Origin of the sequence: Streptosporangium album (assembly GCF_014203795.1) — a bacterium.
GTDB lineage: Bacteria > Actinomycetota > Actinomycetes > Streptosporangiales > Streptosporangiaceae > Streptosporangium > Streptosporangium album.
Genome location: NZ_JACHJU010000004.1, coordinates 1 through 13,473, shown reverse-complemented (window position 1 = coordinate 13,473; position 13,473 = coordinate 1). Strand labels below are relative to the sequence as shown.

General features: G+C 70.1%; 1 protein-coding gene. It reads left to right on the top strand.

The annotated features are described in order from the left end of the window. Positions 1-26: 26 nt before the first annotated feature. A partial coding sequence (locus tag FHR32_RS45045; RefSeq protein WP_184758691.1) for a type I polyketide synthase occupies positions 27-13,473 on the top strand: 13,447 nt, incomplete at its 3' end.

Sequence of the window (13,473 nt, the reverse complement as noted above, 5' to 3'; positions counted from 1 at the left end):
TCGGAGCACTTCGGAGGTACGCCCCGATGTCGGAAGACCGGAAACTCGTCGATTCCCTCAAGTCGGTCGTCGCCGATCTGCGCGAGACCCGTCGGCGGCTCCAGGAAGTCGAGTCGGGCAAGCACGATCCGGTCGTGATCGTCTCGATGGCGTGTCGCTTCCCGGGCGGGGTCGGCTCTCCCGAAGACCTGTGGCGTCTGGTGGCCGAGGGCGGGGACGCGATCGGGGAGTTCCCGACGACGCGCGGCTGGGACCCGGCAGCCGTCTACAACCCGGATCGGGAGAGTCGGGGGACGTCGTATGTGCGGGAGGGCGGGTTCCTGCACAAGGCGGGGGAGTTCGATCCGGGGTTCTTCGGGATCTCGCCGCGTGAGGCGTTGGCGATGGATCCGCAGCAGCGGCTGCTCCTGGAGGTGTCGTGGGAGGCGTTGGAGCGGGCCGGGATCGACCCGGTCTCGCTGCGCGGGAGCCGTACCGGCGTGTTCGCGGGGGTGATTTATCACGATTATGGGCCGAGTGTGGAGTTTCCGTTGGATGTGCGGGCGTTCGCGACCACCGGCACGGCGGGAAGCGTGGCGACGGGGCGGGTCGCGTACGCGCTCGGGCTGGAGGGGCCGGCGGTAACCGTCGACACCGCCTGTTCGTCGTCGTTGGTGGCGTTGCATCTGGCAGTGCAGGCACTTCGGGGTGGGGAGTGCTCGCTGGCGCTGGCCGGTGGCGTGACGGTGATGGCGACTCCCGGGATGTTCATCGATTTCAGTGCTCAGGGTGGGTTGGCGGGTGATGGGCGGTGTAAGGCGTTCGCGGAGGGGGCGGATGGGACGAGCTGGTCGGAGGGGATCGGCCTGTTGGTGCTGGAGCGGTTGTCGGACGCTCGCCGCAACGGGCACCAGGTGCTGGCGTTGGTGCGCGGCTCGGCGGTCAATCAGGACGGGGCGTCGAACGGGTTGACGGCGCCGAATGGTCCGTCGCAGCAGCGGGTGATCCGGCAGGCGCTGGCGGGTGCGGGGCTGACCGGTGCTGGGGTGGATGCGGTGGAGGCGCACGGGACCGGGACGACGCTGGGTGATCCGATCGAGGCGCAGGCGTTGCTGGCGACCTATGGGCAGGGTCGGGAGCGGCCGGTGCTGCTGGGGTCGGTGAAGTCGAACATCGGGCACACGCAGGCCGCAGCCGGGGTGGCTGGTGTGATCAAGATGGTCATGGCGATGCGGCACGGCCTGCTGCCGAAGACGCTTCATGTGGACGCGCCGTCCTCGCATGTCGACTGGGAGTCGGGCGCGGTGGAGTTGCTGACCGAGGCCAGGCCGTGGCCGCAAGTTGATCGGCCGTGGCGGGCGGGCGTGTCGTCGTTCGGATTCAGCGGCACCAACGCGCACATGATCATCGAACAGGCCCCGGCCATCTCTGACGCCGAAGAGCGGACGCCTCCAGCCGAGGGGATGTTGCCGGTGCTGCTCTCCGGCCGGACCGACCAGGCGTTGCGCGCGCAGGTCGGGCAACTGGCCGCCCTCCTGGACGGCGAGCCCGGTCTTGACCTGGCCGGCACCGCGTTCTCGCTGGCGACGACCAGATCGGCCTTCGAGTACCGGGCGGTGGTGCTGGCCGAGGACCGTGAGGATCTGCTGATCGGGCTGGGTGCTCTGGCCGACGACGTGCCTGCTGTGGGCGTGGCCCGCGGGGTGGCCATGGCGGAGCCGCAACTTGCCGTGCTGTTCACGGGTCAGGGCAGTCAGCGGGCGGGGATGGGACGGGAACTGTACGAGCGGTTCCCCGTGTTCGCGCGGGCTCTGGATGCGGTGGTCGCGGAGTTCGACCGGCATCTGGACGGCTCGGTGCGCGAGGTGATGTTCGCCGAGCCGGGTGGTGACGCCGCCGATCTGCTCGACCAGACGGGGTGGGCGCAGCCAGCGCTGTTCGCCTTGGAAACGGCGCTGTTCCGGCTGATGGAGTCGTGGGGCGTCAAGCCGGATGTGCTGGTGGGGCATTCGATCGGGGAACTCACGGCGGCTCATGTGGCCGGGGTGCTGACTCTGAAGGACGCGTGCACGCTGGTGGCGGCGCGGGCGCGGTTGATGCAGGCGCTTCCTGCCGGTGGGGCGATGGTGGCGGTGCAGGCTTCTGAGGCGGAGGTCTCGGGGCTGGCCGGGGTGTCGATCGCCGCGGTGAACGGCCCGTCGTCCACCGTGATCGCGGGTGCTGAGCAGGCGGTGCTGGAGGCGGCTGCCGCACTGCAAGAGCGAGGGTTCAGGACCAAGCGGCTGCGGGTGTCGCACGCCTTCCACTCACCGCTGATGGATCCGATGCTGGAGGAGTTCCGCGCGGTCGTCGAGACGCTCACCTACCACCCGCCGCAGATCCCGATCGTCTCCACCTCGACCGGGGATGTGTGCTTGCCCGGCTACTGGGTGGACCAGGTCCGCAACACCGTACGATTCGCCGACGCGGTCCGCACACTGGACAGCCAGGGCGTACGCGCCTATCTGGAGCTCGGCCCCGACGGCGTGCTGACCGCCATGGCCGCCGACGTCCTCGTGGACCTGGGCGTCGACGTGCACGGATCGCAGGCCGTACTGGTGCCCGCGGTGCGCAGGGACCGCGGTGAGCAGACAGCGGCGATGACGGCGCTGGCCGAGCTGCACGTGCGCGGGGTGCCGGTCGGCTGGCGGGCGGTACTCCCGTCCGCACGGCGTGTTGAGCTGCCGACCTATCCGTTCCAGCGCGACTGGTACTGGCCGCGCCCGCGCATGGGCGACGTGCGATACCTGGGACAGGCCGCTGCCGGGCATCCGCTGCTGGGCGCCGCGGTGGCGCTGGCCGCTTCGGACGGCGCTCTGCTGACCGGACATCTGTCGCTGCGGTCACAGGCCTGGCTGGCCGATCACGTCGTGGGCGGGAGGGTCCTGTTCCCCGGCACCGCCTTCCTCGAGCTGGCCGTACGGGCCGGTGACCAGGTCGGCTGCGACCTCGTCGAGGAACTCACCCTAGCGGCGCCGCTCGTGCTCACGGAGACCGACGCCGTCGCGGTGCAGGTGTGGGTGGGCGCGGAGGAGGCCGGCAGGCGCGACCTGAGCATCTACACCCGGCCTGCGCAGGCCGCCGACGACGAGCCCTGGGTACGGCACGCGGTCGGTGTCCTCGCCGTCGGTGGTCAGACCGTCGAGCGATTCGACACCTCTGTCTGGCCGCCGCAGGGTGCGACCTCGATCGAGCTGGAGGGGCTGTACGAGCAGCTCGCCGAGGGCGGGCTGAGTTACGGACCGCTGTTCCAGGGCCTGCGGGCAGCCTGGCGGCGAGATGACGAGATCTTCGCCGAGGTGAGCCTGCCGAGGCGGCTCGAATCGGACGCCAATGCGTTCGGCATGCATCCGGCCCTGCTGGACGCGGCGCTGCACACAGTGGCGTTCGCGGGGCTCGACGATTCCGAGGGCGGCCGGTTGCCGTTCTCGTGGGGTGAGGTGTGCCTGCACGCCGGTGGCGCGTCGGTCCTGCGTGTACGGCTGGCCAGGATCGAGGGTGACGCCGTCTCCCTGGCAGTGGCTGACGAGGCGGGCGAACCGGTGCTGACGGCGCGGTCGCTCATCCTGCGGCCGCTCGCGGCGGAAACCGGCGAAGGCGGTCGGAGGAGCGAGCGGGACTCCCTGTTCAAGGTGGAGTGGACTCCCATGCCGCCGGTGCCGGTGACCGACCCCGCGCCGCAGGCAGTGGTGGTCGGCCTCCACACCTTCGACCTTGCGGATCAGGCGCAGGACGCCGTGGTGACCGAGCTGGTCTCCGACCCATCCGCCGCGGTGGTGGACGCGACGCACGAGCTGAACGCCCGCGTGCTGGCCGTACTGCAGCAGTGGCTGGTCGACGACCGGTGCCGCGGTTCACGGCTGGTGTTCGTGACGCGGGGCGCGGTCGTGGCCGGGGACGATGACGTCATATCGGATCTGCCAGCCGCTGCCGCATGCGGCTTGGTTCGTAGTGCCCAGTCGGAGAATCCGGGCCGGTTCGTGCTCGTCGACGTGGAGGAGAACCAGGAGTCGGCCCTGCCGGACATGCTGCCCGTGGTGCTGGCTTCCGGCGAGCCGCACGTGGCGCTGCGCGAGGGCCAAGTGTGGGTTCCACGGCTGGTGCCCGCTGCTGGTGGAGTGTCGCGGCCGTGGGATCCGGACGGGACGGTGCTGATCACGGGTGGCACCGGTGGGCTGGGGGCGTTGTTCGCGCGGCATGTGGTGGCCGGGCGTGGGGTACGGCGGCTGCTGCTGGTCAGTCGTAGAGGTTTGGATGCTCCGGGTGCGGTGGAGCTGCGGGACGAACTGGTCGCGCGGGGTGTGGAGGTCAGGGTCGTCGCCTGCGATGTGGCGGACCGGGATCAGATGGCCGCGCTGCTGGCTGCCGAGCGTTCGTTGACTGCGGTGATCCACACGGCGGGAGTACTGGCCGATGGGACGATCGCGTCTCTGACGCCGGAGCGGCTGGACACCGTGCTGAAGCCGAAGGCCGATGCCGCCTGGCATTTGCACGAGCTCACCGCGGATCTGGATCTGGCCGAGTTCATCGTGTTCTCGTCCGTGGCCGGCACCGTCGGCGCCGCCGGTCAGGGCAACTACGCGGCGGCGAACTCGTTCCTCGACGCGCTCGCTCAGCGGCGCCGTACCGATGGATTGCCCGCATTGTCGCTCGCCTGGGGTGCGTGGGCGCAGGACAGCGGGATGACCGCCACCCTGAGCACCGGCGACGTGGAGCGGCTGGCCCGCGCCGGCACGCCTCCACTCGCGCCGGAACGGGGCGTCGCCCTGTTCGAGGCGGCAATTCGTACTGGTGAAGCCGTCGTGGCCCCGGTCCGCCTGGACCTGCCGGCGCTTCGCGCCCAGGGCGATGTCCCGCCGCTTCTGCGCAGGCTCGTGCGGGGAAGGCGTCGGATCGCGGCCGGAAGGTCGGCGGCGGCCGGCACGCTGTTGCAGCGGTTGGTTCCGCTCACTGGGAGCGAGCGGACCGAAGCTCTCATGGACCTGGTGCGCACCGAGGTGGCCATGGTGCTGGGGCATCTCTCGCCGGAGACGGTTGAGGTGCGGCGGGAGTTTCGCGAGCTGGGCTTCGACTCGCTCACCGCGGTCGAGCTGCGCAACCGGCTCAGCGGTGCGACGGGGCTGCGGTTGTCCGCCACGCTGGTGTTCGACTACCCGACTCCGGTGGTGCTGGCGGAGTTCCTGCTGGCCGAGCTACTCGGTGAGCAGGCCGATGTGGTGATTCCCGCCGGGATCCAGCCGGTGGCGGATGACCCGATCGTGATCGTGGGCATGGCGTGCCGCTATCCGGGCGGGGTCAGCTCTCCGGAGGACCTGTGGCGGCTCGTCACCGAGGGCGTGGACGGGATCTCGCCGTTCCCGACCACACGCGGCTGGGACCTGGGAGCCGTCTACAACCCGGATCGCGAGAGCAGAGGCACCTCCTACGTGCGGGAGGGCGGGTTCCTGCACGAGGCCGGGGAGTTCGACCCTGGTTTCTTCGGGATCTCGCCGCGTGAGGCGCTGGCGATGGACCCGCAGCAGCGGTTGCTGCTGGAGGTGTCGTGGGAGGCGATGGAGCGGTCCGGGATCGATCCGGTGTCGCTGCGCGGGAGCCGTACTGGCGTGTTCGCGGGGGTGATGTATCACGACTACGCGAGCAGTGTGCCGTTCCCGCCCGAGGTGATGGGGTTCGTCGGGACCGGTACGGCGGGCAGCGTCGCAAGCGGTCGCCTCTCCTACACGTTCGGGCTGGAGGGCCCGGCGGTGACGGTCGACACTGCCTGTTCGTCGTCGCTGGTGGCGATGCACCTGGCTGTGCAGGCGTTGCGTGGGGGTGACTGCTCGCTGGCGCTGGCCGGGGGCGTGACCGTCATGGCCAACCCCGGGCCGTTCATCGACTTCAGTGCGCAGGGTGGGCTTGCCGGTGACGGGCGGTGCAAGTCGTATTCGGAGGCGGCCGATGGGGTGAGCTGGTCCGAGGGTGTCGGGGTGGTGGTGCTTGAGCGGTTGTCCGATGCTCAACGTAACGGGCATCGGGTGCTCGCCGTTGTCCGTGGGTCTGCGGTCAATCAGGACGGTGCGTCCAACGGCCTGACGGCGCCGAACGGGCCTTCCCAGCGGCGGTTGATCCGTCAGGCGCTGGCTGGTGCGGGGCTTACCTCGGCTGATGTGGATGCGGTGGAGGGGCATGGGACCGGGACCACGTTGGGTGACCCGATCGAGGCGCAGGCGCTGCTTGCGACCTATGGGCAGGATCGGGAGCGGCCGCTGTTGCTGGGGTCGATCAAGTCGAACATCGGTCACACGCAGGCAGCTGCCGGTGTCGCGGGTGTGATCAAGATGGTCATGGCGCTCCGGCATGGGGTGCTGCCCAGGACGCTTCATGTCGACGAGCCGTCCTCGCATGTGGACTGGTCGGCTGGTGCCGTCGAGCTGCTGACCGAGCAGGCGGAGTGGCCGGAGACCGGTCGTCCGCGCCGGGCTGGTGTGTCGTCGTTCGGGATCAGTGGCACCAACGCGCACGTGATCCTGGAGCAGGGTCCGCAGGTTGTGGAGCCTGTTGGTATAGCCGGCGGTGTGGTGCCTGCTGGTACGGCCGGCGGTGTGGTGCCGTGGGTGGTGTCGGCGAAGTCCGAAGAGGCACTGCGGGCACAGGCGGGTCGTCTGGTGGCGCATGTGCGTGGCGGTCTGCATCCGGTGGATGTGGGGTATGCGCTGGTGTCGTCGCGGTCGGTGTTCGAGCACCGTGCGGTGGTGATTGGCGGGGAGCTGCTGGCCGGTCTGGGTGCGGTCGCGGCCGGTGAGCCCAGGGCCGGGGTCGTGCGGGGTGTGGCCGACGTCGATGGGAAGTCGGTGTGGGTGTTCCCTGGTCAAGGGGCGCAGTGGGTGGGGATGGGTCGGCGGCTGCTGGAGGAGTCGCCGGTGTTCGCGGGGCGGATGGCGGAGTGTGCGGCGGCTCTTGAGCCGTTCGTGAACTGGTCGTTGCTGGAAGTGATCCGCGGGGGCGACTTGGACAGGGTGGATGTGGTCCAGCCGGTGTCGTGGGCGGTGATGGTGTCGCTGGCGGCGGTGTGGGAATCGCTCGGCCTGCACCCCGATGCGGTGGTTGGGCATTCGCAGGGTGAGATCGCCGCAGCCGTGGTGGCGGGCGGTCTGTCGCTGTCCGATGGGGCTCGGGTGGTGGCCTTGCGGAGCCGTCTGATCGGGGAGCGGCTGGCCGGGCTGGGGGCGATGGCGTCGGTGGCGCTGCCGGTGGAGCAGGTGGAGGAGCGGCTCGCGGCCTGGGGTGGCCGGGTGTCGGTCGCGGCGGTCAACGGCCCCACATCTGTGGTCGTGGCGGGTGAGGTTGGGGCCGTTGAGGAGTTGCTCGGGCAGCTCGATGGGGTGCGGGTGCGGCGGATCGCGGTGGATTACGCCTCGCATTCGGCGCAGGTGGACCAGATTCGGGAAGAGCTGGCTCAGGTGCTGGCGGAGGTGTCGCCGCGGCGGGTGCGGGTGCCGATGCTCTCGACGGTGACCGGCGGGTGGCTGGAAGGCCCGGAGCTTGATGCCGCCTATTGGTGTGAGAACCTGCGCCGCACGGTGGGTTTTGCTCCGGCGGTGGGGCAGTTGCTGCAGCAGCGGCATCGGGTGTTCGTCGAGGTGAGTCCGCATCCGGTGCTGACGGTCGGCATCGGGGAGTGCGTGGACGAGGCCGGTGTGGAGGCTGTGATCGCGGGCACGCTGCGCCGCGACGACGGCGGCCTGGACCGGATGCTGACCTCGGCGGCCGAACTGTCCGTCCGCGGAGCCGAGGTGAACTGGCAGAGTGTGCTGGCCGGTGGGCGCCGGGTGGATCTGCCCACCTACGCCTTCCAGCACCAGCGCTACTGGCCTGACGGCACGGGCCCGCGAGTTGGAGACGTGACGGCGGCGGGGTTGGCGACTGCCGGGCATCCCCTGCTGGCCGCGGCTGTCGGCCTGGCGGACTCGGACGGCGTGCTGCTGACCGGTCGGATCTCGCTGGGGTCGCATCCGTGGCTGGCTGATCATGCGGTGGCGGGGACGGTGATCTTCCCGGGGACTGGGTTCCTGGAGTTGGCGATCCGGGCCGGGGATCGGGTCGGGTGCGAGGTGGTCGAGGAGTTGACCTTGACGGCTCCGCTGGTGCTGGGTGAGCGGGATGCGGTCGCGGTGCAGGTGTGGGTAGGCGCCGCGCAGGACAACGGCCACCGGAGCCTGAGCATTTACGCCCGAGCGGCCGAGGCCGGGGATGACGCGCCGTGGGTGCGTCACGCGGTCGGCGTGCTGGCGGCAGGGGGTTCGGCAGGGGAGCGGTTCGATGTCGGGGAATGGCCGCCGCGGGGTGTGTCCGTGATCGACGTGGACGGGGTCTATGGGGACCTGGCGGCTGGTGGGTTCGAGTACGGGCCGGTGTTCCAGGGGCTTCGGGCGGCTTGGCAAGGCCGGGATGGTGAGGTGTTTGTCGAGGTTGTTCTTCCTGAGCAGGCTTCGTCGAGCGCGGGGTTGTTCGGGGTGCATCCGGCTTTGCTGGATGCGGTGCTGCATGCGGTTCCGTTCGTGGGGCTGGAGCCGGTGGAGGGTGGCCGGTTGCCGTTCTCGTGGGGTGGAGTCTGCCTGCACGCGAGCGGGGCGTCCGTATTGCGGGTGCGGCTGGCCGGGACGGGTGTCGATTCGGTCGCGTTGACGGCGGTGGATGCCGCTGGTGAGCCGGTGTTGTCGGTGGGGTCGTTGGTGTTGCGTCCGTTCTCGCCGGACCAGCTCGCCGCTGCGGGTGGTCGGGTGTCGGAGCGGGATGGGCTGTTCCGGCTGGAGTGGGCCACGCTCGCCGACCTGCCTGTGGCCGATGTGACGGTGGCCGGTCTTGAGGGGTTGGGGCCGGATCTTGTGGAGGCGTGGCCGGTCGAGGTTCATCGGGATCTGTCGGCGCTGGCCTCGGCCGGGCCGGTTCCCGGTGTTGTGCTGGCTGGGGTGGCCGGGCTGGGCGTGGATGTGGTGGCCGGTGCGCATGAGGTGGCCGCTTCGGTGCTCAGACTCCTGCAGGAGTGGCTGGCCGATGAGCGGCTGGAAGGTTCGCGGCTGGTGTTCGTGACTAGGGGCGCTGTCTCGGCGAGCGACGGTGAGCCCGTGGAGGATCTGGCCGCTGCGGCGGTGTGGGGGTTGGTGCGGTCGGCGCAGTCGGAGGATCCGGGTCGTTTCGTCCTGCTGGATGTGGGCGCAGATCTAGAGCCGGAGACGCTGGCTGGGGTTCTGGCTTCGGGTGAGCCGCAGGTGGCGGTGCGGGCTGGGCAGGTTCGGGTGCTGCGGTTGGCGGTGCTGGGGTCGGGGGCGGGGTTGTTGCCGCCGTCGGGTGGGGTGGCGTGGCGGTTGGGGAGCCGGGCTAAGGGGAGTCTGGATGCGCTGGAGCTGCTGGAGTTCCCGCAGGCCGCTGCTCCGCTGACTGCTGGGCAGGTGCGGATTGAGGTCCATGCCGCGGGGGTGAACTTCCGGGATCTGCTGGATGGGCTGAATGCGCTGGGCTGGTTCCAGGACAAGGTCGGCTTGATGGGCGGCGAGGCGGCCGGGGTGGTCCTGGAGGTGGGTCCCGGAGTTGCCGGCCTGCAGCCCGGGGACCGTGTCGTGGGTCTGGTCGAGGGCGGTTTCGGCCCGGTTGTGGTGGCCGGTGATCAGCTACTGGTGAAGATTCCGGATGGGATGTCGTTTGAGGAGGCGGCGACGATCCCGGTGGTGTTCCTGACGGTCTTCTACGGGTTGATGGATCTGGCCGGGTTGCGGGCTGGTGAGTCGTTGCTGGTGCATGCCGGCACGGGCGGTGCGGGGATGGCGGCGATCCAACTGGCGCAGCGGCTGGGTGTGGAGGTGTTCGCCACGGCGAGTCCGGCCAAGTGGGATGTGCTGCGGTCGCTGGGTATCCCGGACGATCACATCGCCTCCTCGCGGGATCTGGACTTCGAGGAGAAGTTCCGCCGGGAGCGGGGGATCGACGTGGTCCTCAATTCGTTGACCGGGGATTTCGTCGATGCCTCGGCGCGGTTGTTGCGTCCGGGGGGCCGGTTCGTCGAGATGGGCAAGCTCGATATCCGTGACGCGGACCGGTTCCCGGGGTTGGTTTATCGCTGGTTCGATGTGCTGGATGCGGGCACCGATCGGCTGCGCGAGATCCTGATCGAGCTGATGGGGTTGTTCGCGGCTGGTGAGTTGCGGCCGTTGCCGGTGACGGCGTGGGACGTGCGACGCGGCCGGGAGGCGTTCCGGTTCATGAGTCAGGCCAGGCATACGGGCAAGATCGTGTTGACGATGCCGCGCCGGTGGGATCCGGATGGGACGGTGCTGATCACCGGCGGCACGGGTGGTCTGGGTGCTGAGGTGGCTCGGCACGTGGTGGCCGAGCACGGGGTGCGGCATCTGCTGCTGACCAGCCGGCGGGGACTCGACGCTCCTGGAGCGGCGGAGCTGCAGGCCGAGCTGATCGCTCACGGCGCAGACGTCGAGATCGCCGCCTGCGACATGGCCGACCGAGACCAGGTGGCGGCGCTGCTGTCCGGGCGTGCGCTGACCGTGGTGATTCACGCGGCGGGTGTGCTGGATGACGGCACGATCGCCTCACTGACACCGGAACGGCTGGACACCGTCCTGAGGCCGAAGGTCGATGCCGTCTGGCACCTGCACGAACTCACCCAGGACCCGGATCTCGCCGCGTTTGTGGTGTTCTCCTCCTTTGCTGGGGTGATGGGGAGCGCCGGGCAAGGCAATTACGCGGCTGCGAATGCGTGGCTGGATGCGTTGATGGCCCAGCGCCGGGCGCACGGGTTGCCGGGCTTGTCGCTGGCATGGGGGCTGTGGGAGCGGGCCACCGGGATGACCGGCGGCATGTCCCGGGCCGATGTGCAGCGGATGACCGCTGCCGGGATGCCGCCGATCACCACCGAGCAGGGGCTGGCCTTGTTCGATGCCGCGATCGGCTCGGATCTGCCGCTGGTGGTGCCGGTGCGGTTGAACCCGCCGTCCCTGCCGCAGGAACAGATCCCGCCGCTGCTGCGCGGCCTCGTGCGCGGCGCCCGCCGTACGGCATCGTCGGCGCCCGCCGGTGACGGGGTGCTGTTGCGGCAGGTGGCCGGTCTGACGCAGGCTGACCGCGTCCGGTTCGTCGTCGACCTGGTCCGGGCTCAGGCCGCCGCCGTCCTCGGGCATCCTTCGCTGGACGCCGTGGAGGCGCGCCGCGAGTTCCGCGAGCTGGGCTTCGACTCCCTCACCGCGATCGAGCTGCGCAACCGGCTCAACACCGCCACCGGGCTGCGCCTGCCGTCCACGGCCATCTTCGACTACCCAACCCCGATCGTTCTGGCCGAGCACCTGTTGAGCGAGGTGCTGGGCACGCACGGTGACGTCATGGTGCCCGTGGCCGCTGCCCCGATGACGGATGACCCGATCGTGATCGTCTCGATGGCGTGCCGCTTCCCCGGCGGGGTGAGCTCTCCGGAGGATCTGTGGCGGCTGGTCATCGAGGAACAGGACGCCATCACCCCGCTTCCGAGCGACCGTGGCTGGCAGAGCTACGGTGACTTCGGGCTGAAGGGCGGGTTCATCTTCGACGCGCCCGAGTTCGACGCGGAGTTCTTCAGGATCTCGCCGCGTGAGGCGCTGGCGATGGATCCGCAGCAGCGGCTGCTGCTGGAGGTCGCCTGGGAGGCATTCGAGCGCGCCGGCATCGCGGCGGACGCGTTGCGCGGCAGCGCCACCGGTGTGTACATCGGCTCCGTGGGGACGGACTACGTTCCCGGGGAAGAGTCGCGCGGTCACATCATGACCGGCCATCTGGCGAGTGTGGCGTCCGGGCGGATCTCCTACACCTTCGGGCTGGAGGGCCCGGCGGTCACGGTGGACACCGCGTGCTCGTCGTCGTTGGTCACCATCCACATGGCGGCACAGGCGCTGCGCAACGGCGAGTGCTCGCTGGCCCTCGCCGGTGGCGCGACGGTGATGGCGACATTGGGGGCGTTCGCCGAGTTCAACGAGCAGGGTGGGCTGGCGCCTGACGCCCGGTGCAAGGCCTTCGCCGACTCGGCGGACGGTATCGGCTGGTCCGAGGGTGTCGGTCTGGTGATGCTGGAGCGGCTGTCGGACGCTCAGCATAACGGGCACCAGGTGCTGGCGATCGTGCGTGGGTCCGCGATCAACCAGGACGGCGCGTCCAACGGCCTGACGGCGCCGAACGGGCCGTCGCAGCGTCGGGTGATCCGTCAGACGCTGGCCAATGCCGGGCTCGCTCCCGCTGACGTGGACGCGGTCGAGGCGCACGGGACGGGTACCGTCCTGGGTGACCCGATCGAGGCTCAGGCGCTGCTTGCCACCTACGGTCAGGGTCGGGAGCGGCCGCTGCTGCTCGGCTCCGTGAAGTCGAACATCGGGCACTCGCAGGCGGCGGCCGGCGTCGCTGGTGTGATCAAGATGGTGATGGCGCTCTGGCACGGGGTGCTGCCCAGGACGTTGCACGTGGATGCGCCGTCCTCGCATGTGGACTGGACTACGGGCGCGGTGGAGGTGCTGGCCGAGGCCACCGAGTGGCCGGAGACCGGTCGTCCGCGCCGGGCTGGTGTGTCGTCGTTCGGGATCAGCGGCACCAACGCGCACATGATCCTCGAGCAAGGGCCGGAAGTCGTAACGGAGGATCGCGAGCCTGCGGCGGGCGTGGTGCCGTGGGTGGTGTCGGGCAGGACTGCCGGGGCGTTGCGGGCACAGGCGGATCGTCTGATGGCGCATGTGCGTGGCGGTCTGCATCCGGTGGATGTGGGGTATGCGCTGGTGTCGTCGCGGTCGGTGTTCGAGCACCGTGCGGTGGTGGTCGGCGGGGAGCTGCTGGCCGGTCTGGGTGCGGTGGCGGCGGGTGAGGCTGCCGCCGGCGTCGTGCGCGGTGTGGCCGACGTCGATGGGAAGTCGGTGTGGGTGTTCCCTGGTCAAGGGGCGCAGTGGGTGGGGATGGGTCGGCGGCTGCTGGAGGAGTCGCCGGTGTTCGCGGGGCGGATGGCGGAGTGTGCGGCGGCTCTTGAGCCGTTCGTGAACTGGTCGTTGCTGGAAGTGATCCGCGGGGGCGACTTGGACAGGGTGGATGTGGTCCAGCCGGTGTCGTGGGCGGTGATGGTGTCGCTGGCGGCGGTGTGGGAATCGCTCGGCCTGCACCCCGATGCGGTGGTTGGGCATTCGCAGGGTGAGATCGCCGCAGCCGTGGTGGCGGGCGGTCTGTCGCTGTCCGATGGGGCTCGGGTGGTGGCCTTGCGGAGCCGTCTGATCGGGGAGCGGCTGGCCGGGCTGGGGGCGATGGCGTCGGTGGCGCTGCCGGTGGAGCAGGTGGAGGAGCGGCTCGCGGCCTGGGGTGGCCGGGTGTCGGTCGCGGCGGTCAACGGCCCCACATCTGTGGTCGTGGCGGGTGAGGTTGGGGCCGTTGAGGAGTTGCTCGGGCAGCTCGATGGGGTGCGGG